Source organism: Shewanella sp. 125m-1, from assembly GCF_052977065.1.
In genome coordinates, this window is record NZ_JBRILT010000001.1 from 56,558 (window position 1) to 81,754 (window position 25,197).

Consider the following 25,197-nt stretch of genomic DNA (forward strand, 5'->3'; position numbering starts at 1 on the left):
GTCAAATGAGTGTGAGTTTTGGCCAAAAAAAGACTTAAAGCAGCTGTGAAAGTATTTTTTGGGTAAATTGGGTCTTTAAATAAAAGCCTCTAGGGTTGGTTTGGGTGAGTTGTCCATCACGGCCAATGCTATCTGTAACGACCTGACTATTCGCGGCTTTAGGGCGTAGCTGTAGCACTTCTCCATGTCGAGCTGTGACTTTGTCGACTTGGCCCATTGCTATTAACTCCATGATCTCCTCCCAGTCTTGTTTTAGGAGTTCACTCTCTTCACTAGATGGTTGCCATAAAATAGGTGAGCCTATCTGGCGCTCGGCTAAGGGGATCTCTCGGTCACCTTGAACAGGGATCCACAATACCTGTTGGAGCTTATGGCAAACCACGCTATTTTCCCACGTTAACCCTTGTATATTGGTCAGTGGCGCTACCGTTACATAAGTCGTTTCGAGCACTTTTCCTTGTCGGTTGACTGGAATCGTCTTGAGCTCTACGCCTAAATGAACAAAGTCTTGTTCAGGCCTTGAGCCCGCTAAGGCACCTAACTCTAATTCAATTAGTTGTCCGACCCAGCCTTTATGACGTTTTAAGTCATTCGGCATCTCAATATCGTGATAATTTGCAAGCTGGCCTAAGGTTAAACCTGCCATGGCTTCGGCGCGTTGCATCAGTTCTTCGATGCTTTCTGGGGAGCTAAGTGATTTCTTCATAGGCATAATTTTACCTAAATAGTCAGTTATATCAAATAAGAGTGAAAAACGAACAGCTAGTTAAACACTGGGCGCTAACGGTAGAAATTATACCTAAGTAAGTGAATTGCATGGGGAACTTTATTGTTGTTCATATCTGGACTTGAGTTTTTACTAAGTTACACCACTGCTTTCCCTGTTTTTCCAACATAGTTATCCACAGAATTGTTGGATAACTTATATTTATTCAATAACTACTGCAATCAAAGTGATCTGTCAATCTATTAAAAGGCGGTTTTTTTGCTTTTTTTAAACGGAAAATGGTTGCACTTGTGAATAACACCTTTCGGCTATCTAGCGATTCAAGCTATTTAAATGCGCTGGTTAAAAAGTGACCGCTTTTGGCTTTCGCCAGTGTTTTGGTTTTTATACCTCAGTGTAAGTCTTTGTTATTGTGTGTCTTGTTGTTTGCTTTTCTCCTAAGGTAAAATTAATAAACCAATAGTAAATGCGCAAGTTATTAGACTTTAATTGAGTTTCCAACAGAGATATCCACAGTTTTTGTGGATATCATGAGTTATTCATTTGGCTCTCTGTTGATAAGGTTGATAGAAAAGTCATTTTATCCAACGATTGGCGTGTAACAGATATTTGCCGCCGGACACGCTTTGTGAAACAATCAAAAGATTAATAGTTAATAGTTCGGAGTCCATGTGATTGATAGTGACGGCTTTCGCGCAAATGTGGGCATCATTATCTGTAATCGCTTTGGGCAGGTTATGTGGGCAAGACGTTTTGGCCAACATTCCTGGCAATTTCCTCAGGGTGGCGTTGACGATGGAGAGTCAGCAGAAGAAGCCATGTATCGTGAGTTATACGAAGAAGTAGGATTAAAGCCAGAACATGTGCAAATTCTAACATCTACGCGATCATGGTTACGCTACCGATTACCTAAGCGGTTAATCAGACAAGATAGTAAACCCGTGTGTATAGGGCAGAAACAGAAATGGTTTTTGCTACAATTGAAAAGTGCCGAAAGTGCTATTGACCTAAATGCCAGTGGTCACCCAGAGTTTGATGATTGGCGTTGGGTCAGTTATTGGTACCCAGTAAGACAAGTCGTTTCTTTTAAAAGAGATGTTTACCGAAAAGTCATGAAAGAGTTTGCTGTGACCACTTTACCTTTGCAGGTTAAAGAGTCGAACAATAGAAGACGAGGTATGCGTAGAAGCTAAATAGGGAGGTTTGCAGTAGTGCTAAAAACACTGAGAGATATAACACAGGCGGTTGCGTCAGCTCGCGACCTTCAAAACGCGTTAGATCTGCTTGTTACGCAAACCAAGCAAGCTATGGCTACAGAGTGTTGTTCTATCTATATATTAGAAGAACAACAACTCGTACTTTCTGCAACTGATGGCCTAGAGCCCACAGCTGTTAATCGCGTAAAAATTCCCATTACACAAGGTCTCGTTGGTTTAGTTGCTCAGCGAGAAGAGGCTATTAACTTAGCCGATGCCTCATCTCATCCAAGATTTAAATTACTCCCAGAAGTCTCAGAAGAAGCTTATAGCGCCTTTCTCGCTGTGCCGATCGTTTATCAAAAGTCGGTTATTGGCGTTATCGTGGTTCAGCAAGTGCAGGCTCGTCAATTTAGTGAAGGAGAAGAAGCCTTCTTGATGACACTAGCTGCTCAGTTAGCCGTTGCAATTAAGGGGGTCACTCATAGAGTTAAATCTGCCACTAACTTGCAGCAGCGTTACTACACTGGCACTCAGGCTTCCAAAGGTATTGCGATAGCTCAAGCTTTGGTGCTTGGTGGACAGATTTCATTTGATCTTGTTGAGCGGCAGGCCAAATCAATTGATGAGGAGGAGAGGCGCCTTCAAGATGCAATGAACCGGTGCAAAGATCTGCTTGTTGGGCTATCTCAACGCTTCGATAGAGAAAAAGATGAAGAAGCTGCCTCGATTTTTAGGGCATTACTGCTATTGCTTGAAAAAGCGAGTTTAGGCGGAGAATACATAAAAGAAGTTAGAGCCGGCTGGAGCGCGGAAACGGCAGTTTGTCTGGTTTCCAAGCGTTACATCGTACACTTCGGCTCGATGACAGACCTCTACCTTAAAGAACGCGCTAATGATATTAGAGATCTCGGCCAACGTGTGCTGAGGCAGTTAATTGAACCGGATAAGATTTTTTTAGAGCCTCAAACGCCAGTGATCTTGATTACTCGTGAAGCCACTACCACCTTATTAGCGGAGTTTCCCAGACAAAAATTAGCAGGGATCGTCACCGAGCTTGGCGGTGCTAACTCTCATGCGGCCATTTTAGCGAGGGCTATGGGAGTACCTGCGATTATTGGTGTTGAAGGCATATTAAGCGCCAATATAGAAAAGTCGCAGATTATTATTAACGCCAATCGTGGTCAGGTCATTATTGAGCCATCAGGAATCGTACTGTCTGAATATCGAAGCTTAATAGCGGCGCAAGAGGAGCAGCAAAGACAATACGCGCAAGAACTCTCTCATAAAGCGGTGACAATTGATGGTAAGCGTATTTATCTTTACATCAATAGCGGGTTGTTAAGTAGCGTTGATTCAGAAACTGGCGCCGACTCAGATGGTATCGGACTGTATCGCACTGAGATCCTGTTTATGATCAAACAGTGCTTTCCTGGTGAAATAGAGCAGTTAGAAATTTATCGCAAGGTTCTAAAGGCGGCCGGTAATAAGCCTGTGGTGATGCGAACATTGGATGTGGGTGGCGATAAGCCGCTAGATTACTTCCCAATTATTGAGGATAACCCGTTTTTAGGGTGGCGCGGTATTCGATTATCGCTGGATCATCCTGAGTTATTCCTAGTTCAATTAAGAGCGATGCTACAGGCGGCAATTGATACTGAGCAGCTACATATCTTGCTGCCAATGGTCAGTAATCTTGAAGAGATTGATTTAGCTTTGATCTATTTAGAACAGGCTTGCCAGGAGCTGACTTCAGAACTTGGTAAGCAGATCACTATGCCGAAAGTGGGCATCATGCTTGAAGTTCCAGTGTTGCTATATCAGTTAGATGAAGTGGCTAAACGGGTAGATTTTGTTTCAGTAGGCTCCAATGACTTAACGCAGTATCTATTAGCAGTCGATCGTAATAACCCTAGTGTTAGCCCATTATTTGATAGTTATCACCCGGGCGTTCTCAGAGCGCTCAAATTTGCAGTCGAACGCTGTAATGAGCTCGAACTGCCAATTAGTGTTTGCGGCGAGCTTGCGGGTGAACCTATTGGTGCTATCTTGCTGGTTGCTATGGGATATGAGCAATTAAGTATGAATCAGGCTAGTTTAGCGCGAATTAATTACTTATTAAGACGTGTTTCACAGCAAGAGTTAAGCTTATTATTAGCAAAAGTATTATGCCTAAATAGTGGCGATGAAGTGAGAAAACGAGTCAGTGATTATTGTGAGCAACGCGGTCTTTTATCGGTGATAAGTTAAAAAGCCTCAATAACTTGTTATTCCGTTAGTGAATAATTTAAGCTTAATCAATAATAATAACGAAAGGTCGTACTTGTGGAAAGCTGGCTATATATATTGTGTATTTGCTTAGTGCTAGGTGCAGGCATTGGTTTTATGGCTGGGCTGCTCGGGATCGGCGGTGGACTGATTGCTGTTCCTGCGTTACTGCATATTTTACCCCAAGTTGGTATTACACCTGAAAAGTTACCCCATGTCGCGATTGCAACCTCTTTGGCGGCCATCATCCTTACCTCGCTTTCATCTGCCCGTGCGCATCATAAAAGGGGTAATATTCCTTGGCCGTTATTTAAGTCTATGCTGCCAGGCTTTGTGCTGGGCGCGTTATGTTCAGGTTTTATTTCTGAAATGATTGCCGCGAAATCACTGCAACAAATATTTGCTGTATTTGTTATCTTGATGGCTGTGCAGATGGCCTTTCCATTTAAGACCGAATCAAACCGAGCAATGCCATCGCCTATGAGTTTGTTCTTTGCAGCGACCGCGATAGCTATTATCGCAGCGCTTATGGGAATTGGTGGCGGTGTACTTTTGGTACCCTTCTTAACTTGGTGTGGGCTACAAATGCGCAATGCGGTTGGGTTTTCTGCTGCAACAGGTTTACTCATCGCATTATTTGGCAGTATCGGATATACACTCGCAGGTTGGGATGCTGCTGGTTTACCAGAATGGACCTTAGGTTATATCTATTTACCGGCATTGATTGGTATTGTATCGACATCGATGTTGATGGCCCCTGTGGGCGCAAGAGCCGCAACTAATTTACCTACGGCAAAATTAAAGAAGTTTTTTGCCGTATTCCTTGCTCTTGTGGGCCTGAAACTTGTTTTAGCATAATGTTATACTGGGTAAATGTCGGTAGTATTTCTTCGTTTAGCGCTGGGAGACAACCCAGCATCTTTTTTTATAGGTAGATAGTCATGAAACAGTATTTAGATCTTTGTCAGCGAATCATTGATGAAGGGACTTGGGTTGAAAACAGCCGTACAGGTAAGCGTTGCCTTACCGTTATTAATGCTGATTTGGTTTATCATGTCGATAAAAATGAATTCCCACTTATTACTACGCGTAAAAGTTTCTATAAAGCGGCAATTGCTGAGCTGCTGGGTTATATCCGAGGATATGATAATGCTGCTGATTTTAGAAAAATTGGCGCAAAAACCTGGGATGCTAATGCCAATGATAATCAAGCATGGTTGAACAACCCTCATCGTAAGGGCGTTGATGACATGGGGCGCGTTTATGGCGTGCAGGGCCGTGCTTGGAGTAAGCCAGATGGTGGCACTGTCGATCAGTTACGTAAAATTGTTGATGATTTGTCAAAAGGCATAGATGATAGAGGCGAGATCTTGAGCTTCTACAACCCTGGTGAGTTCCACATGGGATGTTTAAGACCTTGCATGCACACTCATAACTTTTCCTTAGTTGGTGATACGCTTCATTTGACCAGCTTTCAGCGCTCTTGTGATGTCCCGCTAGGCCTTAATTTTAACCAAGTTCAGGTGTTTACCTTGCTAGCCTTGATGGCACAAATTACGGGTTATAAAGCAGGCAAAGCATTCCATAAGATTGTTAACGCACATATTTATGAAGATCAGCTAGAACTGATGCAAAATGTGCAACTAACACGTGAACCTTTTGCTTCGCCGAAATTGGTGATTAATCCGGACATTAAGTCACTTGAAGATTTAGAAACGTGGGTGACAATGGAGGATTTTGACGTTACGGGTTATGAACATCATGAACCGATTAGTTATCCATTTTCAGTGTAGATTTTTGCTATTCATGGTCGTCTATAAACTCGCTTAACGGCGAGTTTTTGCTTTAACATTTTATTAAACCACTGAAAGTGGATTTGCTACCTCCCTTTTATACTCCGCTTGAAACTCTCTACTAATAAATTACTATTATCTTAGTGGTTTAAGCTTATATTAAGTCTTTATTCAGCATTTACCTGACGAAAAATTGAGTAAATACTCGTTATTTTCGAATCGTCAAAAGTTTGTTTTTTAAATTGTTATATTGTGTGAATAATAGGCTTGTAATATAGATCACCGTTTTACTTCCTAAAAAAGTGTGATCTCCAACGCTTTATTGTTATTGTGGCTTTATAAAGCGTGATTATTCTATTGATGTTTGGTACTTATGCATATTAGGATTTAAATCAATACTTCGGATATACCGATGTTTGTAGTTGGCGCAAACGATTATTCAGGTTAATCGTATTCAGCTACACTCGGCAGTATTGAGATTTTATGGAGCGTATAAATGGAACGGGCAATTAGGAATTTTTTAAGCCAGGAATCGGCAGGCGGCATTATTTTAATGGTTTCCGTCGCATTAGCGATGATTTTGGCGAACTCACCTTTATCAGGTATGTACCAAGGCTTTCTGGAAACAGAAATGCAAGTCCGTGTTGGCAGCCTAGATATCGATAAAACACTGATCCATTGGATCAACGATGGCCTGATGGCGATATTCTTTTTACTTATAGGCTTGGAAGTCAAGCGAGAGCTATTGGAAGGCGCATTATCGAGTCGAGTGCAGGCTTCTTTGCCGACGTTTGCAGCAATTGGCGGTATGCTTTTCCCAGCTGCTGTTTACCTAATATTCAATTATTCAGACCCTATCACTCAGGTAGGCTGGGCAATTCCTGCCGCAACTGATATTGCGTTTGCATTAGGTATTATGGCGCTATTGGGTAGTCGAGTTCCTGTTGCGTTAAAAGTGTTTTTATTGGCGCTAGCAATTATCGACGATCTTGGTGTTGTTGTGATTATCGCACTTTTCTACAGTACGGACCTGTCGACAATTAGCTTAATCATTGCTGCGGTTGCAATTTTAGGTTTGATAGGGCTTAACGTTAAAGGTGTAACAGCATTAGCGCCATATGGAATACTCGGTCTGATATTGTGGATTGCAGTATTAAAATCAGGCGTTCATGCCACACTTGCTGGCGTTATTATCGCATTCTGTATTCCGCTTCGTGCAAAAGATGGTTCGTCACCTTCAGAGAGTTTAGAGCACGGGTTGCACCCATGGAGCACCTTCATGATCTTGCCGATATTTGCCTTCGCAAATGCGGGTGTAGATTTAAGCGGCATGAGCTTGAGCTCGTTACTATCGCCTGTTCCGTTAGGTATTGCACTTGGACTACTGATCGGTAAACCATTAGGTATCATGCTATTTAGTTTCATAGCAGTAAAACTTAAACTGGCAGTATTACCAGATGGCATGGGATGGAGACATATTACTCCTGTAGCTGTTATGTGTGGTATTGGTTTTACTATGTCTATGTTTATCTCGTCACTTGCATTTACTGGCGAGGGCCAAATGTACGGAGACTATGCAAGACTTGGGATTTTATTGGGATCACTAGCATCTGCAACCATAGGTTATTTCTGGTTATCTAAGGTGCTACCTGAAAAAGGAGAGAAAGTATGAGATTAAGGTTATTAGCATTAGTCGTTGGTCTGGGTTTTACTTCAATGGCATCGGCAACACAGGTTGAAGTGTGTAATCAAGATATCAATAGTGTTGTTTGTCATAACTACCTTGAAGGTGTCGTTGATGGAGCCTTGATGTATAAAGGGGCGGCAGTGGGTAAACGATTAGAAAGTGATGGCTACGAGTCTCGCGCGCTTAAATACCGAGGTGGTAAGCGTTATCAGGAAGCTAACCGTACCTTTTGTGAGGATAACCTCCCAGACCGTGATGCGCTTGTTGCTGGATTAGCTGAAGCATTCTCAAGCGGTGAAATAAAACGTACTGATGATTTGACGAGTGTTATGTCAGGCTTATTGGACTGTCAGCGTCTTAAATAAGTCACAGTCAATTAACGAGGCAACTGAATAAGTTGCCTCTTTTTTTATTTTCAATACTGTGGCGTTAATCATGGCAAATCTAAACTACAATCACCTTTACTACTTCTGGATGATCCAGAAAAAGGGCACGGTTGCTAAGGCTGCAGAGGCATTATGCTTAACTCCGCAGACGGTTACTGGTCAAATACGTGTATTGGAAGCTAGCCTTAATGGCAGCTTGTTCAAGCGAGTGGGACGGTCATTAGAGCCGACAGAGTTAGGTGAGTTGGTATTTCGTTATGCCGATAAAATGTTTAGCTTAAGCTATGAGATGCTCGATCTGCTGAACTACCAAAAAGATGAGAACATCTTGTTTGAGGTCGGTATTGCTGCAGCGCTGTCAAAAGCATTGACCAGCCGAGTCTTATTGTCTGTAGTACCCAGCGATGGTTCAATGCATTTAGCGTGTTATGAGTCGACTCACGAAGACTTGATGGCACGATTACGCGAACATAAACTAGATATGATCCTATCGGATTGTGCGGGTGAAAGCCTTAAATACCCTGAGATTTTCTCTAAGCAGCTAGGTGAGTCTGGTGTGGCATTTTTCTCCGCTGAAACTTACTCTAAGCCTTTTCCGCAATGTTTAGAACAAGGCAAGTTATTGATCCCAGGTAGACGGAGTTCTCTTGGGCAGCAATTAGTGCGTTGGTTTGACGAGAAAGCACTTAATGTGAGTATTCTCGGTGAATTTGATGATGCCGCCATGATGAAATCATTTGGTTTTTTCAAGCAGGGAATATTTGTAGCACCGTCAATTTATAAGCAAGATATATTAGCTCACGGTATGACGCTGCTAGGTGAAACATCTGAAATTAAAGAGGTTTACCATGTGATGTTTGCAGAAAGAATGATCCAGCACCCAGCGGTAAAGCGGCTTTTAGAGACTGACTTTAGCGATCTATTTGCAGGTAATGACCTGACCGTACAGCAGTTATAAGGTATTAATATTGGCTAGTGTTTAACGCTATATTGGACGGTTTTTTCAAGTTATGGCCTAGCTGCAAGGCTCTAAAAGTAAAACGTTTATTGAGTTACGACACTAAGGCTAGGCAAGCGTTATAAGCAACTGTTACACTAGCGGCACTATCAAAGATTGGAGTTTTACTTTGTCTGATTCAAGCCAAGAACCTATGAAATTACCGAGAGTTAAGTGGGCGTGCCGCAGAGGTATGCTTGAGCTAGATGTATTGTTTCAACCTTTTGTTGAACAGCAATATGAAGCTATGTCGGTCAAAGATAAAGACACCTTTGTCAGACTACTCGAATGCGAAGATCCTGAGCTGTTCGCTTGGTTTATGGGCCACGAAGTGTGCAATGATCCTGAGTTTGCAGAAATGATTATTAGGGTTCGTGGACGTCCAGCAGCATAGTTTTGATGTTCGAACCTCTTTCGGTCAACGTCTCTCGTTGGCCGTTATTGCTCTTGTTTGTCTAAGCTCTTTTCTTATTTGGCCTTACGCTGAAAACACCTCTTATATCTTACTCAAAGCATTGCTGTTTATTGCATGTTGTATTTTCTTTATATGGCAGATATGGCGCTTAAAAACGTGGCGTTGTCGCTTTGTTCTTAGAGCCGACGGCGGTGGTAAACTTGAGGGGAACATAGGTTTCGTAGTAAAAGGCAAACCTGTTATTACGCCTTTTGCGGTGATGTTTGATATTAGTTTCGCGAAGCGAAGTACAAGATTAGTGGTGTGGGCGGATATGCTAGACGACACAAACTATCGACATCTGTGTCGTCTGCTTCAGTTAGCCAGTCAGAGGTGAAAGGCTAACCGCTATAGTTAACGGCAATGCTTTATTAGCATTACATAGACTGCAAGCAAGGGTTAACGACTGGGGCTAATCGGGCTGTAGAATCGTTGGTTTTGGTGATGCATCCTTGTTTGGATGATCTATGTTGTAATGCAAGCCCCGGCTTTCTTTACGCTCCATAGCGCAGCGAATAATAAGCTCTGCAACTTGGACCAGGTTACGCAGCTCTAACAAGTTATTACTGACTCTAAAGTTGCTGTAATACTCTTGAATTTCCTGTTGCAACATGACACAGCGGCGTAATGCGCGCTCAAGTCGTTTATCAGAACGAACAATGCCGACATAATCCCACATAAATAAGCGTAACTCGTGCCAGTTATGGGCAATAACCACTTCTTCATCAGAATTAGACACTTGGCTTTCATCCCAAGCGGGTAAAGTGCCCGGCATCGGGATCTTACCTAGCTGACTTTCAATATCCTCTGCAGCGGCCCTAGCAAATACCAAACACTCAAGTAGTGAGTTGCTCGCCAGACGGTTAGCACCGTGAAGTCCTGTGTAAGCGACCTCGCCAATCGCGTACAAACCATTAAGGTCAGTTTGTCCATGTAGGTCTGTCATTACCCCGCCACAGGTATAATGCGCAGCAGGTACAACAGGGATCGGCTCTTTGGTGATATCGATACCTAGTTCTAAACAGCGCTTATAGATAGTTGGGAAGTGCTTAATAATAAAATCAGCAGGCTTGTGGGTAATGTCCAGATAAACGCAATCTGAACCTAAGCGTTTCATCTCGTAGTCGATTGCACGGGCAACAATATCACGCGGTGCAAGCTCTGCGCGCTCATCAAATTCTGGCATAAAGCGGGTGCCATCGGGGCGACGTAGAAACGCGCCTTCGCCGCGCAGCGCTTCGGTCAATAAGAAATTTCTCGCATCAGCATGATAGAGGCAAGTTGGATGAAATTGGTTAAATTCCATATTGGCGACACGACAACCTGAGCGCCATGCCATGGCAATGCCGTCACCTGAAGCGATATCAGGGTTCGATGTATACTGGTAAACCTTAGAGCTGCCACCAGTTGCTAGCGCGACAAATCGTGCCTTAACGGTTTCAACATGCTCTTCATCTCGATTCCAAATATAGGCACCTTGCACGCGATTTCCTGGGCGACTTAATTTTCGGGTGGTAATTAAATCAATGGCATTATAACGTTCGAGCACTCGAATATTCGGGTGATTACGTGCCTGGTCTTGCAGGGTGACTTGGACCTCTTTGCCTGTGGCATCGGCGGCATGTAGAATGCGTCGGTGACTATGGCCACCTTCACGAGTCAAGTGATAAGGCGCTTCAGCTGTACTGCCTGCAGGAACTTCTTCTTTATCGAATGCGACGCCGCAGTTAATTAACCACTGCATTGCAGCTTTGGCATTTTCAGCTGTAAATTTCACGACAGGCTCGTCGCAAAGCCCTGCTCCGGCAACGAGCGTGTCGGCTACATGAGACTCAATGGTGTCGTCTTCGTCAAAGACTGAAGCGATACCGCCTTGGGCATAATAGGTAGAGCCTTCGCTAAGTGGACCTTTGGAAAGCAAAATAACTTTTGATTTTTCAGCAAGATGCAAAGCTAAAGTGAGACCGGCAGCACCACTGCCGATAACCAAAACGTCAGATTGGTGTTCAACTACTTGTTTCATCAGGTATCATAGAGTTATCTGGGAGTCCGACTATGTTAAACCATGGCGCTGAATATGGATACTTTCATAGGTCGCATATAAAAAATCATTGCTTCCATAAAAGAAAATCACATCTTTGCAAAATTTTTTAGAACTTTTTTGAAACGCGCTAGTCTACATAAGTGAATATGATTCGAGCGGCTGAGAAATCAGTATTAGATTTAGGAGTAGTCGGCTCGGATGAGTGGACAAATAAGTGATCAACAGTTAGTTGAGCGCGTACAGCGTGGAGACAAAAACGCTTTTAACCTTTTGGTACAAAAATATCAAAACAAGGTCGCCAATCTGATATCTCGTTATGTACGAAATCAGGCCGACGTTGCAGATGTTTCGCAGGAAGCTTTTATTAAAGCTTACCGTGCACTACCAAATTTTCGTGGTGAAAGTGCGTTTTATACTTGGTTGTACCGCATCGCAGTTAATACTGCGAAAAATCATCTGGTCGCTCAAGGGCGTCGCGCCCCAGCGAATGATGTCGATGCTGAAGAAGCTGAATATTATGATGGCAGTGATGCGTTAAAGGAGTTTGCCTCCCCAGAACGTCTCGTATTGTCAGAAGAAATTCAAAAGGTTGTTTTTGATACCTTAGACACATTACCAGAAGAATTGAAGATGGCTATTTCACTCAGAGAACTTGATGGTATGAGTTACGAAGAGATAGCCAATGTTATGGATTGCCCTGTAGGCACTGTGAGATCGCGGATCTTCAGAGCACGAGAAGCAATCGATAAAAAGCTTAAGCCGTTGCTAGAACGTTAGCATCTTAAATAAAGATAGGTGAATAATGGATAAATTAGGTCAGGAATGGGTATCTGCTGCTGTCGATGGTGAAATTGATGAGCACACGTTAGCTGAATTAGCGGCTGACGCAGATTCACATGAGCAGTGGCGTGATTATCATATGATTGGTGATGCGATGCGTGGTGAGCTGCCAAAGACGATGTCTTTGGATCTTAGCGCTAGCATTATGGCTGCTATTGATGAAGAGCCTGCAATTGTTGCGCCTCAGCCAACTATTGCAGCTAAGGCGTCAACAAGCACATCGAGTGGTAAAGTTATTCCACTGTTTAAGCAATTTGGCCAATACGCTATTGCTGCTACTGTTGCTATGGTTGCGGTTGTCGGTGTGCAAAACTATAACCAAGATACATTAATGGACAACTCTCCGTTGCCTGTGCTTAATACGCGCCCATTAATTGGTAGTGCATCTCCAGTTAGCCTACAAACTGGTGCCGTACAGCAGAACCAAAGTTATACTAATGATCAGGTTGTCGACCAGCGTCGCCGTATTAATGCCTATATCCAAGATCATATGTTGCAACAAAGATTGAATAATGGAGTGAATATCGACGACAATAGTGAGGTCGATACCACACCTGTTGCTCAATAATGAGGAGTTAGCTTGCGTCTAATCCTATTGGCTATTTTAGCCATGAGTTTTCCCGCGATGGCGCGGGAAGATATGCCCGCCAAAGCTTGGCTAGAAAATATGAGCCAAGCCCTGCGAGAACAAGAATTTAAAATATCTCTTATCCAACTTCAAGCTGATCATATCCGCCCGCTGGTTTATGTACACGGTAAAGTTAATGACGAAGAAGTGGCTTTTTTAGAGCATCTAAACGGACCGCCTAAAAATGCTGTGCGAGTGGGAAATACTGTCACTTTTATCGAGCATGACCAACCTGCTTACAGCGTGTATGCATCTCGAATTCAAGGGGTTATACCTAGCGCGTTTGCCGACGACGTCTCTAAGCTTGAAGCCGGTTATCAATTTGTCTTAGGCGGACGAAGCCGAATAGCGGGTCGGCCTGGACAACTTGTGCGCATTATCCCTAACGATAACAATCGCTATGGATACCAGATCTGGTTAGATATGGATACCTATTTGCCGCTGCGTTTCGATATGATAAGCGGCGACAAACAACTACTGGAGCAGCTGTTAGTTGTTGAGTTGCTAGTGCTTGATGAAGTCCCTGCTATTTTAAAAGAAGCCTATAAGCAAGAGTGGCCAGCCGTAATGTCTCAATCAGACCGAGAGGGTGGTGAGAATTGGCAATTTAGTTGGCTACCTGCAGGTTTTAAAGTGTTAGTCAAAGATCAGCATAGGTTAATCGGTAGCAAAGAAGCGGTAGAATACATTGCCATTAGTGATGGATTAGCCAATATATCTGTTTATGTGGCTAAGGCCGGTGAAGCACCACTACCTGAAGAGTTAGTTACCCGTAATGGCCTATCTCTAGCTACCGAGCGAGTCGGTAATGCTGAGGTGGTCGCTGTCGGTAAAGTCCCCGCTGAAACGTTAAGCCGAATTGCTAAAAGCATCATGTTGCAATAATGAAGGTGTTATCATGATGGAAGAAGTCGCTAGAGTTGTCGCCAATGGCAACTCTGGTTGGGTCGTTGTAGAAGTTGAAATGAAAAGTGCCTGTAATCACTGCGAGAGTGGCGATTCCTGTGGCACTTCTGCTGTGTCAAAAGCTTTTGCTCCTAAAGTACAACGCTTTTCAATTCAAAGTGATAAGCAGTTTATTAAAGGTGAGCGCTTAAAACTGGGTTTACCAGAAAGTGTGATCTTAAAAGCGGCAACGCTAGTCTATATTTTACCGCTAATCGGTTTATTTATTGGTGCCTTTGGCGCAAACCAAATCGGCTCATTATTGGGCGGTGCTTCCGATCTGTTATCGATATCGGGAGCGCTAGGCGGTAGCTTCTGTTTCTGGGCCATCGGCAAAAAAGCGGCCAAGAGATTAGAAGCACAGGCGCAGCCTGTTATCATCAAGTCCTTAGGCAAGCCAATCGAGATAACTAATTAACTACACCATATTACAGTCCATTAGTTATTTTCCTCAGTAATCACACTATAAAAATTGGTATTAAAGCTGCGATCGGGTACAATTCTGCACTTTAAAATTTTTATCAACTTCGAGTTAAGTCATCCCAGCATAATGAAGCATATTAGAAACTTTTCAATTATTGCCCATATTGACCACGGCAAATCAACACTCTCAGATCGCCTTATTCAAGAATGCGGTGGCTTAACTGATCGTGAAATGGCGTCACAGGTTCTCGACTCGATGGACATTGAGCGTGAGCGCGGCATTACCATCAAAGCCCAAAGTGTCACTTTGGATTATTTAGCCAATGATGGTGAAACTTACCAGTTAAACTTCATTGATACGCCTGGCCACGTTGACTTCTCGTATGAAGTATCACGTTCGCTTGCAGCATGTGAAGGCGCATTATTAGTGGTTGACGCGGGTCAAGGCGTTGAGGCACAAACCCTAGCAAACTGTTATACCGCTCTTGAGATGGATATGGACGTAGTTCCTGTTCTGAACAAGATCGATCTACCGCAGGCTGATCCAGACCGTGTCGCTGAAGAAATTGAAGATATCGTCGGTATTGAAGCGACAGACGCTGTGCGTTGCTCTGCTAAAACCGGTATCGGCATTAAAGACGTTCTAGAAGTGATTGTGGCGCAGATCCCACCACCACAAGGCGATCCAGAAGGACCACTTCAGGCGCTGATTATCGACTCTTGGTTTGATAGTTACTTAGGCGTCGTGTCTTTAGTACGTATTAAAAATGGCGTATTAAAGAAGGGCGATAAGTTTAAAGTGATGTCTACAGGGCAGAACTATAATGCTGATCGTGTCGGTATTTTTACACCTAAGCAAACTGATACTACTGAGCTAAAAACCGGTGAAGTAGGTTTCGTTATCGCAGGTATTAAAGAGATCCATGGTGCCCCCGTTGGTGATACCTTGACTCACTCTAAGCACGGCGCAGAAACAGCACTAGCGGGATTTAAAAAGGTTAAACCGCAAGTTTATGCTGGTTTGTTCCCTATCTCTACCGACGATTACGAGAACTTCCGTGACGCGCTGAACAAGTTAAGCCTTAATGATGCATCTCTATTTTTCGAGCCAGAAACCTCATCTGCACTAGGTTTTGGTTTCCGTATTGGCTTCTTGGGTCTGCTCCATATGGAGATCATTCAAGAGCGTCTAGAGCGTGAATATAACCTAGAGCTTATCACTACAGCACCAACAGTAGTGTATGAAATTGTTCAGACCAATGGTGAGACTATTTATGTCGATAACCCATCTGATCTGCCAGCGATAAATAACATCGCCGAAATGCGTGAGCCGATTGTTGAAACTAACATTCTGGTACCTAAAGAGTATTTAGGTAACGTTATTACCTTATGTATTGAAAAACGTGGCGTACAAACTAACCTGGTTTACCACGGTAACCAAGTGGCTTTGACCTACGAATTGCCAATGGCTGAAGTGGTAATGGACTTCTTTGACCGTCTAAAATCAACCAGTCGTGGCTACGCATCGCTTGAGTATAACTTTATCCGCTTTGAGCCTGCTGACATGGTACGTCTAGATATCTTGATTAACGGTGACAGAGTCGATGCGTTAGCGATGATCATTCATAAAGGATTGATCCGCTCTAAGGGTCTCGCCCTTGTGAATAAGATGAAAGAGCTTATTCCTCGTCAGATGTTTGATATTGCGGTTCAAGCGGCTGTTGGTAGCCAGATCATCGCTCGTTCATCGATTAAGGCTATGCGTAAAGATGTAACGGCTAAATGTTACGGTGGTGACGTATCTCGTAAGAAGAAACTACTGAACAAGCAGAAAGAAGGTAAGAAGCGTATGAAGCAAGTTGGTAACGTTGAAGTGCCACAAGAGGCATTCTTAGCGGTACTGAAGCTTAACGATTAAACTAATTCGTTAAGAATTGTTAATATATCGCTAGACTGAGCGCCGCAATTTGCGGCGCTTTCATTACTGGCGTATAACCTTAATGACAATGGCATTTTTGCCATAAAACTGACTATGTTCGGCAGGAGTTAATTAATAATGGCAGCCTATTTTTCTCTTATATTGGTGTTAGTGACATTAAGCAGTGGCTTAGTGTGGATGGCTGATGCCCTATTTTTTGCGCCTAAGCGCCGTGAAAAGTTGGCAATGGCTCAAGCTGCACAAGCTGACTTGAGTGAAGAAAGTGTTGATAAGATCATGCGCGAATCTGCACTAGTTGAAACATCGAAGTCTATCTTCCCTGTTATCGCGTTTGTATTGATCTTACGCTCTTTTATATACGAACCCTTTCAGATCCCATCGGGCTCTATGATGCCAACTCTACTGGTTGGTGATTTTATCTTGGTTGAGAAGTTTAGTTACGGGATTAAAGATCCTGTATGGCGTACAACGCTAAAAGAAACTGGCAAGCCTGAGCGCGGTGATGTTGCAGTATTTAAATATCCGGTGAATCCACAAATCGATTACATCAAACGTATTATCGGTTTGCCGGGGGACCGTATCATTTACAGAAATAAAGAGCTTTATATCCAGCCAGCGTGTGCAGAGGGGCAAAGTCCTTGTCCTGAGCTTAAGATGGTTGATAGAGCCTTGGTAAATCGTGGCGAGTTTTCTCAAAATGGTACACCGTTAATTCGTTACAAAGAGCAGTTGGGTGATATTAGTCATGACATTCTTATCAACCCATCTATACCCGATAGAATTAGCCATTACTTCCGTCAGCAAAACGTGCCATTAACAGAGTTTGTGGTGCCAGAAGGCCAATACTTTGTAATGGGTGATAACCGCGACAATAGTACGGATAGCCGTTTTTGGGGCTTTGTTCCTGAACAGAACTTAGTGGGTAAAGCTGTCGCTATTTGGATAAGCTTTGAATTTGACAGAGCACCAGCGGACTTTTTGCCGACCTGGATCCCAACTGGGGTTCGCTTTAACCGTGTAGGCGGAATTGAGTAATATGGAACCGATTAAAAATATTCCACGTTTGTGCCGTACCTTAGGGTATGAGTTCAACGAAAAAGCATTATTAGACCAGGCGTTAACGCATCGTAGTGCGTCTAATAAGCATAACGAGAGATTAGAGTTCTTAGGGGACTCAATTCTTTCAATCGTCATTTCTGATGCTTTATATCATCAATTTCCAACAGCGACAGAGGGCGACTTAAGCCGTATGCGTGCCACACTGGTTTGCGGTAAGATGCTGGCCGAAATTGCGATTGAGTTTAAGCTTGGCGATTACCTCAAGCTTGGACCTGGTGAGCTTAAAAGTGGCGGATTTAGACGTGAGTCTATTCTTGCTGATGCGGTGGAGGCCATTATTGGCGCGATTTATCTTGATTCAGAAATTGAGAAGTGTCGCTCATTAGTGCTTAAGTGGTATGAATCACGTTTAATGGTGATTGAGCCTGTAAACCAAAAAGATCCCAAAACTTTGTTGCAAGAGCATTTGCAGAAGTTTAGAAAACCACTACCAATTTATAAAGTGGTCCATACTGAAGGTGATGCTCATGAGCAGACTTTCACCGTTGAATGTATTGTTGAAGACTTGAGCCAAGTTGCTGTTGGAGTAGCCAGTTCACGCAGAAAAGCCGAACAAAGTGCTGCTGCTCAAGTGTTGGAGTTAATGAAGAAATGAGTGACAACAAAGATTTACCTGAAAGCCACGAGCCAAGCTTAGACGAATTACTGGCTAATATGAACAATCCGTCATCAGCAGTTAAGTATGCTGTGACTTATTGTGGCATGGTCGCTATCGTTGGTCGTCCAAACGTGGGTAAGTCAACGCTACTCAACAAGTTGTTGGGCCAGAAGATCAGTATTACCTCTAAGAAGCCACAAACAACTCGTCACCGTATCATGGGTATTCATACCGATGGTCCGCGTCAGGTGGTGTTTATTGATACGCCGGGTCTTCATATGGAAGAGAAGCGTGCGATTAACCGTTTGATGAACCGCGCTGCGGCAAGTTCACTGGCAGAAGTCGCTCTAGTGGTATTTGTTGTTGACGGTATGAACTGGACGCCAGATGATGAAATGGTGCTGCGTAAGCTTCAGAGCCGTGATGATGGCCGTAAAACGATTCTAGCAATCAACAAAGTCGATAATATTAAAGATAAAGAAGCGTTATTCCCATATCTTGAAGAATTATCGAAGAAGTTTCCTTTTGATGAGATCTTGCCGATCTCTGCAACGCAGGGCACTAACGTACAGCGTATTCTCGATATGTCTGTGGCATCACTGCCAGAATCGGCACATTACTTCCCTGAAGATTATGTGACTGACCGTTCGCAAAAGTTTATGGCATCTGAAATTGTTCGTGAGAAGTTAATGCGCTTCTTAGGTGATGAGCTGCCATATGATTGTACGGTAGAAATCGAGCAGTTTAAGATGATGGAAAACGGTGTCTATCAGATTAATGCCTTGGTACTTGTTGAGCGTGAAACGCAAAAGCGCATGGTCATCGGTAACAAAGGTGAGCGTATCAAGAAGATCAGCTCTGCAGCACGTGTTGATATGGAAGTCTTGTTCGATAACAAGGTTTTCTTAGAGATGTGGGTGAAAGTCAAATCTGGTTGGGCTGATGACGAGCGTGCACTGCGTAGCTTAGGTTACGGCGACGAGTAAAGCGTAAGTTTACGATCGGGGCTGAATTTCAGTCTTTATATCGATACTTAGATTTGAGAAAGTGCCTCTTTTTAGCAATAAGAAGAGGCATTTTTATATTCTGCTCTGTCAGTTTAATCGCGCAGCTTTCTAGTTAACTAGTTTTGGTCACGACAAGGTTTGGCTTTATGATGTTAGTAACTGTCTTGGTTTATTCACTTATTGGAATGAGATAATCATGGAGCGTGGCTACGTTCTTCACAGCAGACATTTTCGTGACTCCAGCGTCATCGTTAACTTACTGGTTGACGGTAAAGGCCGTGTCGATGCTGTGGCGCGACTCGGTAGTGCTAAGAACTCGATTCGCAGTATTTTGCAGCCTTTTCAACCGTTGATTTTTCAGTTACAAGGAAAGTCAGAACTTAAGAACTTAAAGCAAGTAGAAGCTGCAAGCCCGGCTGTGCCACTAACGGGTGATTGTCTATATTCGGGGCTGTATCTAAATGAACTACTGATCCGTTGCTTAAGCGGGCAGCATAACGCTGAGAACTTGTTTTATGATTACCATCGCACCTTAATCGGTATGGCGACTCGATTTGATCAAAGTTTGCTTCGGTATTTCGAACATGCACTCTTAAAAGAACTCGGCACTATGCCATCACTGGATTTCGATCCCAGTGATGCGCCAATCACTGCCAGTGGCTTTTATCGATTAGAGCAGGCGCATGGTTTTACACCTGTGATTGCCACAGCGTTTAATCAGCATAAGTTTTTTACCGGTGAAATGTTAGTGGCGTTAAATCAGCAGACATTAACGGCTGAGCACTATGGCGAGGCAAAAAAATTGATGCGGCAGTTGCTCGCGCCAATACTTGGCGATAAACCACTGTACTCGAGAAGCTTGTTTATTAAGCAAGACAAGACTTAGAATAAGATTAGACTGAGAACAAGATAAGATAAATTCAATACCGTTCTTACCCATGGACTGGCTAAACCGTCACCCTATTAGTACAATATCTGCTTTCATTTCAGCTTATTATTTAAGGAACAATCATGGGCCGGATCTTATTGGGCGTTAACATCGATCATATTGCGACTTTACGTCAAGCACGCGGTACAAACTATCCAGATCCAGTTCATGCTGCAGCCGTCGCTGAACATGCTGGCGCAGAAGGTATCACTATTCACCTGCGTGAAGATCGTCGTCATATCATCGACTGCGATGTTTATACATTGGCGAAAACCTTAAAGACGCGTATGAATTTTGAGATGGCGGTGACACAAGAGATGCTCGATATCGCCTGTGATATTAAGCCTGCTTATGTGTGTTTAGTACCGGAAAAACGTGAAGAGTTAACTACCGAAGGCGGGCTTGATGTTGCAGGCCAGCAAGATAAAATTGCAGCTGCGGTAGCGCGACTGACTCAAGAGGGGATTAAAGTATCTTTGTTTATTGATGCTGATAAAACTCAAATTGATGCCGCTGTTACGGTAGGCGCACCTGTGATTGAAATTCACACCGGTTGTTACGCCGATGCCAAAAACGATATAGAGCAAGCGGCTGAGCTACAACGTATTACCGAAATGGCGACGTATGCTCATGGAAAGGGCTTGGTTGTTAATGCTGGCCACGGCTTACATTATCATAATGTAAAAGCGATTGCGGCAATCCCTGAGCTCTACGAACTAAATATTGGTCACGCGATTATTGCTCGTGCAGCCATTGATGGTTTAGCTACAGCCGTACGTGATATGAAGCAACTTATGCTTGAAGGACGTCGCGGCGAATAAGCAGCAGTCCAATACTGTTTATTAAAGCCGAGACATGCGTTCTCGGCTTTTGTTTATTCAGAAGCGCTATTCGCTCTGAAAAGATTGGCTCCGTTTAAATAGGTAAAGGTTATGATTGTAGGTTTAGGCACTGATATTGTGGAGATTGCTCGGATTGAGGAGCGTATTCCTGCTGCTGGCGATGCCGCGTTATTAACTTGTCGTTTGGCCAAGCGAGTGTTAACGGAAGCCGAGTTTACGCTCTTTATTGCATCATCCCATCCTGGGCGATATCTGGCTAAGCGTTTTGCCGCTAAAGAAGCTGCAGCTAAGGCGCTTGGCACCGGCATTGGCCGCGGGGTGTCGTTTCAGCATATTGAGATCAGCAATAATGAAAATGGCGCACCACTTATCGCTTTTAGTGACGGAGCTGCACAAAGGTTAGCTTTATTGGGTGGCAAGCATGCACACATCTCTATCGCTGATGAGGTGCACTATGCTACTGCCACGGTGATCTTAGAATCTTGATCTTGAGTTTGTAATGAATTTAGAAGCATTACATGCTCACCATTGATGTCCTGCTCGCCGGTAAACTCGAAACCTAGCTTACGATATAAAGCGATAGCCCCATGGTTATTAGGGTAAACGCTTAAGAAAATTTGCTGGCATTGAAAGTGGCTAAATAGAAACGCTAACAGCAATTGAGCAAAGGCTTCGCCTAAACCTCGACCTTGGTAGTCTTGAGCGATTAGAAATCGATCGAACCAGACTCGCTGCATTTTGGACTCATGAAACAAGCCATACATAGCAAATCCTACCACTTGTTGATCACAACACAGCGCAACGGGAGTATAACGAGAGTCTTCTTTAGCCTCTTGTAGGCAGTGAGGAATGGACTCTATAAACCCCAATTGATTGCTTTTGAGTTGTAGTGTAAGTAATACTGGCAGGTTGTCACTGCTGATAGGCTTAATAGTCAGTAAAGGTGAGGAGAAGTTCATCTTTCTCAATCAATAAATTGCTAAAGGAAAAGTTTGGGCGCGGATAGTAACGCTTTTATTGATTAAGACTCAAGCGGCTTGTTTAAAAACGGTGATAAAAAGAATCAACTCACCCTAACGTTCAACGTAACGTCAGGGTGAGTAGTGAAGTATTTATTCGTCGTCAAATTGATCTAAAAAAGCCTTAGATGGCATAAAGAATAAACACCCTGTTTTGGCTTCTACAAAGTCGAGTAGGCGGTCATAGTGGCCATTCTCGTCGGCATGGATCATCTGGCTTAGAGAGGTTTCAATAATAGACGGTGTGGCGGCAAAGCCAACAAACATAGTACCGTGCTCCATCGCATTGCCGTATGGACGGTTTTGTCTAAGCATTTTAATTTCTTCACCATCAATCTCAACTTTACTCTTAGCATTATGCGCCCAAGCAGGTTTTGCTTCATCACTTAGCTCAACGTTATCCATCTTGGTACGGCCAACAACCTGTTCTTGGTATTCTGTTGACTGCTTATCCCAATCTGCTTGGCGGTCAATATAGCGCTGTACGTGCAAGTAACTGCCGCCTTGGTGCAATGCAATGTCACCAGCAACTAATACTGACTCTACGCGCTCATTACCCGTAGGGTTTTCTGTGCCATCAACAAAGTCAATCATGTCGCGATTATCTAGATACTTATAACCTTGAATATCTTCGCTCAGTGTTGCAATGTCCTCAAAACCATTGCGGATGTATTTCGCTGCCTGAAAGTTCAAGTCGATTCGCTCTGACTTAATCATCACAAAAATATCACCAGAGGTTGAGGGGAACTGCCGTTCGCCGTTACTCATGGCTGGAAACTGATGTAGCTCTGCAGGCATAGGTTGATCTGGAAATAGTTGTGGCCAAGCATTTGCGGAAAAACCAATGGATATGTTTAACCCTGCAGTTAAGTCTTTTTGATTAATCGACTTCTCAATGCCATTTATCGCAGCGATACCATCGCCTATTTGCTTTGCAAGGTCTGAGTGATCTTTTAGGCAGAAAGTGAGGTATTCCACATGAGATGTTGGATTAGATAAAACGCCTGATTGTGCGAGTGAACAGAGCTGTGTCATTGAGTTTTCCTCATCAGATATGGTTTGCTGTGATGGTTCTATAATAAGATAGTTCCATAATAAAGAGTGTAGCGGAACTGATTGGAGTACTTAAAAACTATACGCTTTTAATTGTGGAAGTGAAATTAACTAGCGTTAATCATTGCCTTGGAGCGGCCTGAGGATGGGTGTTTTGGCTAACTTTGACAGAATATAGTGATTTGAGTTGCGAAACTGCCAATAAAGTCAGCGTAATTGCCAAGGCAGTTTGAGAACCCAGTTAACTCTGTGTATTGTGCAGCTGTTTAAGTTGATGTTTTATCAACGTGTTTTATTTTGTGTATTAGGCTTGCCAGCCAAATACCTCTAACCACATTGAGTAATGATTATGCTGTATACCCAAAGATTAAAGCGAATAACGTCCCTATTAATGCTGCTGATAAGTGTGTGGTTACTATCGGCATGCGGCAATGATATACAGCTTCCGGTTAGTGAGGACGATTTAGAGCAAACTCGCTGCAGCGCGCAATATCAAAGTGATTGCCCTGAGTCTTATCGAGGCAAGCTGTTTACTGGCATAGCGACTAATTATGCTTATGGCAAGGCGTTTTATAGAGTGACTCAGTATCAAGATGGACTCGAGCACGGCTATAGCTTCTCGACGCTCAATAATCAACTGACTGAAACCGCTTGGTATAAGGCAGGTAAGTTAGATGGAAAACAGATTAGTTACCACTTTTCGACTACAGGAAAGCCGCAATGGGTGAGGTTTTACCAAGCAGGCGTAAAAACGGAGCACTGGCTTTATAATGAGCAGGGCGTAATCCTCAGCTATAAGCGATTTGAAGGCGACAAAGAAGTCGAGAGTATCAGTTATGAAAAAGGCCGAGAATGGCGCCTGTATTATTTTGTTGATGGTGAAAAGCGCCAGCGTCACAAGGACTATTATGCAAGCGGCGAGCTTGAGAGTAATAGTGAATTCATTTATGCAGATTATAAAAAACTTAATGAGAAAACTTACTATCGTAGTGGCCGTTTAAGAAGTAAATTTAACTACGACAGAGCAAGTAACAGCGGGATATTAGAAACCTATGGCTCAGATGGCAAGCGGCGCTCAGAGGAGCATTATGGCTATAACCCGTTAAGTACTCGCCATGGGGTGCAGTTAACCTTTTGTGGTGAAAATGGTCGGGTTGATTCTCGCGAGCATTACAATATGGGCTTAGAAGATGGCGAGTTTGCTAAATATCACTGTAATGGTCAGTTAATATTCAAGCGTACCTATGTCAACGGTGTGGTGACAGATAAACAGATTAAAATCTATGATGAGAATGGCCTGGCGGTGGTGATTAAAAAGCTTGATGGCAAAGGTAAGGTCACACAGGAAAGCTACTATGATGATGACTCTGCTAAATGGGTGACCTATTCAACGACGGACTAGCTGCTAGATGAACTCTATCCTCTGCTGAGGGCGGCGACTTAGCATAAGCTGCTTTATTGGAGAGTCAGCCAACCATAAAAAGCTCTTTTGAACTTTTACGCTATTAAAATGTGACAAGATCCATTAGGTTAATATTTAGTTAAATTTGTTGGCGGTTAACGGGACTGAGCCTGAGAAGAGGTTATCGCGATATTTGCGAGACTCGTAACAAGTTGAACCAAATACAATCGTTACGTTAGAAACTAAGGTTCAGCCAAGTTTTTATACTGGCAAGCCTATATGGAGAAGAACAGATGAAATCCGCCGAAGAGCAGTTATCGACCTATAAGAGTGTGCATTTAAACCCGAAAAACATTAAGACCCACTTTATTGGGATCCCACTGATTATCTGGTCATTGTTTTTATTACTCAATTTGATCCCGCTAAACTTTGCGGTGTTTAATGACCCGGTGATCAGCTTTAATATTGCGACTATTTTTGCTGTTGGGGTACTCATCTATTACGTGTTTTTGCACTTTAGATTAGCGATTGGCTTAGCCCTGTTTATTATTCCAGTGCTTTACACTTCAAGTCTGGTGGCGCAAATGCCAGGTGCATTATGGATTGCTGTTGCTGTATTTTTTGTTGGTTGGGTCATTCAGTTTATTGGCCACCACTATGAAAAAGCCAAGCCTGCATTTGTAGATGATCTTAATCAATTGCTCATTGGACCTTTTTTCTTAATGGCAGAGATTTATTTTATGCTGGGTATGGAAAAGAGCTTGTTAGCAGAGATTACGCCTATGGCCAGAGATAAACGTAGAGCGATAGAAACAGCTAAAAAAACGACTTAATTAACTTGTTTGATTGAGTCGCTCACCCATAAAAAAGGCGCTAACAGCGCCTTTTTTATGTCAATCTGG

At 43.2% G+C, this 25,197-nt stretch carries 26 protein-coding genes; 22 read left to right on the plus strand and 4 right to left on the minus strand.

Annotated features, from left to right (window positions below; genetic code table 11):
• Window positions 1–34 precede the first annotated feature (34 nt).
• Window positions 35–706, minus strand: a complete 672-nt coding sequence (mutH, locus tag ACVBIK_RS00235; RefSeq protein ID WP_447168880.1) for a DNA mismatch repair endonuclease MutH — start codon at window positions 704–706, stop codon at window positions 35–37.
• Window positions 707–1,398: 692 nt separating this feature from the next.
• Between mutH and rppH the strand changes: the two genes are divergently transcribed.
• The 9 genes from rppH to ACVBIK_RS00280 all read left to right on the plus strand — a co-directional run bounded on the left by rppH (window position 1,399) and on the right by ACVBIK_RS00280 (window position 9,845).
• Window positions 1,399–1,920: an RNA pyrophosphohydrolase gene (rppH, locus tag ACVBIK_RS00240; RefSeq protein ID WP_447160402.1), complete on the plus strand. Its 522-nt coding sequence runs from the start codon at window positions 1,399–1,401 to the stop codon at window positions 1,918–1,920.
• Window positions 1,921–1,938: 18 nt separating this feature from the next.
• Window positions 1,939–4,173 carry a phosphoenolpyruvate--protein phosphotransferase gene (gene ptsP / locus ACVBIK_RS00245; RefSeq protein ID WP_447168822.1) on the plus strand — a complete coding sequence of 745 codons (2,235 nt, stop codon included), beginning with the start codon at window positions 1,939–1,941 and terminating at the stop codon, window positions 4,171–4,173.
• Between the two features lie 75 nt (window positions 4,174–4,248).
• Window positions 4,249–5,049 (plus strand): sulfite exporter TauE/SafE family protein, encoded by an 801-nt coding sequence (locus ACVBIK_RS00250; protein WP_447163725.1) that lies wholly within the window; start codon window positions 4,249–4,251, stop codon window positions 5,047–5,049.
• Between the two features lie 83 nt (window positions 5,050–5,132).
• Complete coding sequence (locus tag ACVBIK_RS00255; RefSeq protein ID WP_447160405.1) at window positions 5,133–5,984, plus strand: thymidylate synthase; 852 nt, start codon at window positions 5,133–5,135, stop codon at window positions 5,982–5,984.
• A 496-nt stretch (window positions 5,985–6,480) separates the two neighbouring features.
• Window positions 6,481–7,656 carry a Na+/H+ antiporter NhaA gene (gene nhaA / locus ACVBIK_RS00260; RefSeq protein WP_447168823.1) on the plus strand — a complete coding sequence of 392 codons (1,176 nt, stop codon included), beginning with the start codon at window positions 6,481–6,483 and terminating at the stop codon, window positions 7,654–7,656.
• Entirely contained in the window at window positions 7,653–8,036 is a 384-nt protein-coding gene (locus ACVBIK_RS00265) for a hypothetical protein (protein WP_447160407.1), read from the plus strand. The genes nhaA and ACVBIK_RS00265 overlap by 4 nt, the downstream gene beginning before the upstream one ends.
• A gap of 70 nt (window positions 8,037–8,106) precedes the next feature.
• Window positions 8,107–9,015, plus strand: a complete 909-nt coding sequence (gene nhaR, locus ACVBIK_RS00270) for a transcriptional activator NhaR (RefSeq protein WP_447160408.1) — start codon at window positions 8,107–8,109, stop codon at window positions 9,013–9,015.
• 193 nt (window positions 9,016–9,208) lie between these two features.
• Window positions 9,209–9,448, plus strand: coding sequence for an FAD assembly factor SdhE (locus ACVBIK_RS00275; protein ID WP_447160515.1), 240 nt, complete (start codon window positions 9,209–9,211; stop codon window positions 9,446–9,448).
• On the plus strand, window positions 9,429–9,845 hold the full coding sequence (locus ACVBIK_RS00280) for a protein YgfX (RefSeq protein WP_447168824.1): 417 nt from the start codon (window positions 9,429–9,431) through the stop codon (window positions 9,843–9,845). The genes ACVBIK_RS00275 and ACVBIK_RS00280 overlap by 20 nt, the downstream gene beginning before the upstream one ends.
• A gap of 75 nt (window positions 9,846–9,920) precedes the next feature.
• Here ACVBIK_RS00280 and nadB read toward each other — a convergent pair whose 3' ends face one another.
• A complete protein-coding gene (nadB, locus tag ACVBIK_RS00285) occupies window positions 9,921–11,531 on the minus strand; it encodes an L-aspartate oxidase (RefSeq protein ID WP_447160410.1) in 1,611 nt (536 codons plus the stop codon).
• Window positions 11,532–11,750: 219 nt separating this feature from the next.
• Between nadB and rpoE the strand changes: the two genes are divergently transcribed.
• The 11 genes from rpoE (at window position 11,751) to acpS (ending at window position 21,307) form a co-directional block, all read left to right on the plus strand.
• Window positions 11,751–12,329, plus strand: a complete 579-nt coding sequence (gene rpoE / locus ACVBIK_RS00290) for an RNA polymerase sigma factor RpoE (protein WP_012154289.1) — start codon at window positions 11,751–11,753, stop codon at window positions 12,327–12,329.
• A gap of 25 nt (window positions 12,330–12,354) precedes the next feature.
• Window positions 12,355–12,960, plus strand: coding sequence for a sigma-E factor negative regulatory protein (locus ACVBIK_RS00295; protein WP_447160411.1), 606 nt, complete (start codon window positions 12,355–12,357; stop codon window positions 12,958–12,960).
• 12 nt (window positions 12,961–12,972) lie between these two features.
• A complete protein-coding gene (locus ACVBIK_RS00300) occupies window positions 12,973–13,905 on the plus strand; it encodes a MucB/RseB C-terminal domain-containing protein (RefSeq protein ID WP_447160412.1) in 933 nt (310 codons plus the stop codon).
• Between the two features lie 13 nt (window positions 13,906–13,918).
• Window positions 13,919–14,383, plus strand: a complete 465-nt coding sequence (locus ACVBIK_RS00305) for a SoxR reducing system RseC family protein (RefSeq protein WP_447160413.1) — start codon at window positions 13,919–13,921, stop codon at window positions 14,381–14,383.
• 132 nt (window positions 14,384–14,515) lie between these two features.
• The gene (gene lepA, locus ACVBIK_RS00310; protein ID WP_447160414.1) at window positions 14,516–16,306 is read left to right on the plus strand and encodes a translation elongation factor 4; all 1,791 of its coding nucleotides are present in this window, start codon (window positions 14,516–14,518) and stop codon (window positions 16,304–16,306) included.
• 138 nt (window positions 16,307–16,444) lie between these two features.
• Window positions 16,445–17,362, plus strand: coding sequence for a signal peptidase I (gene lepB / locus ACVBIK_RS00315; protein ID WP_447160415.1), 918 nt, complete (start codon window positions 16,445–16,447; stop codon window positions 17,360–17,362).
• A 1-nt stretch (window position 17,363) separates the two neighbouring features.
• Window positions 17,364–18,041, plus strand: a complete 678-nt coding sequence (gene rnc, locus ACVBIK_RS00320) for a ribonuclease III (protein ID WP_447160416.1) — start codon at window positions 17,364–17,366, stop codon at window positions 18,039–18,041.
• Window positions 18,038–19,030, plus strand: a complete 993-nt coding sequence (gene era / locus ACVBIK_RS00325; protein ID WP_447160417.1) for a GTPase Era — start codon at window positions 18,038–18,040, stop codon at window positions 19,028–19,030. Before rnc ends, era begins: the two co-directional genes overlap by 4 nt.
• 217 nt (window positions 19,031–19,247) lie before the next feature.
• Entirely contained in the window at window positions 19,248–19,937 is a 690-nt protein-coding gene (recO, locus tag ACVBIK_RS00330) for a DNA repair protein RecO (RefSeq protein WP_447160418.1), read from the plus strand.
• A gap of 125 nt (window positions 19,938–20,062) precedes the next feature.
• Window positions 20,063–20,800 carry a pyridoxine 5'-phosphate synthase gene (gene pdxJ / locus ACVBIK_RS00335; RefSeq protein ID WP_447168825.1) on the plus strand — a complete coding sequence of 246 codons (738 nt, stop codon included), beginning with the start codon at window positions 20,063–20,065 and terminating at the stop codon, window positions 20,798–20,800.
• 111 nt (window positions 20,801–20,911) lie between these two features.
• A complete protein-coding gene (gene acpS, locus ACVBIK_RS00340; RefSeq protein WP_447160420.1) occupies window positions 20,912–21,307 on the plus strand; it encodes a holo-ACP synthase in 396 nt (131 codons plus the stop codon).
• Here the strand turns inward: acpS and ACVBIK_RS00345 are convergent.
• Window positions 21,274–21,780, minus strand: a complete 507-nt coding sequence (locus ACVBIK_RS00345; RefSeq protein WP_447160421.1) for a GNAT family N-acetyltransferase — start codon at window positions 21,778–21,780, stop codon at window positions 21,274–21,276. The two genes, acpS and ACVBIK_RS00345, sit on opposite strands and share 34 nt — an antisense overlap.
• Before the next feature lie 153 nt (window positions 21,781–21,933).
• Complete coding sequence (locus ACVBIK_RS00350; protein ID WP_447168826.1) at window positions 21,934–22,875, minus strand: Dyp-type peroxidase; 942 nt, start codon at window positions 22,873–22,875, stop codon at window positions 21,934–21,936.
• 409 nt (window positions 22,876–23,284) lie between these two features.
• Between ACVBIK_RS00350 and ACVBIK_RS00355 the strand changes: the two genes are divergently transcribed.
• Both ACVBIK_RS00355 and ACVBIK_RS00360 read left to right on the plus strand, forming a co-directional pair.
• Window positions 23,285–24,295: a toxin-antitoxin system YwqK family antitoxin gene (locus ACVBIK_RS00355; protein WP_447168827.1), complete on the plus strand. Its 1,011-nt coding sequence runs from the start codon at window positions 23,285–23,287 to the stop codon at window positions 24,293–24,295.
• Window positions 24,296–24,588: 293 nt separating this feature from the next.
• Window positions 24,589–25,128, plus strand: coding sequence for an Mpo1 family 2-hydroxy fatty acid dioxygenase (locus tag ACVBIK_RS00360; RefSeq protein ID WP_447168828.1), 540 nt, complete (start codon window positions 24,589–24,591; stop codon window positions 25,126–25,128).
• Window positions 25,129–25,197 lie beyond the last annotated feature (69 nt).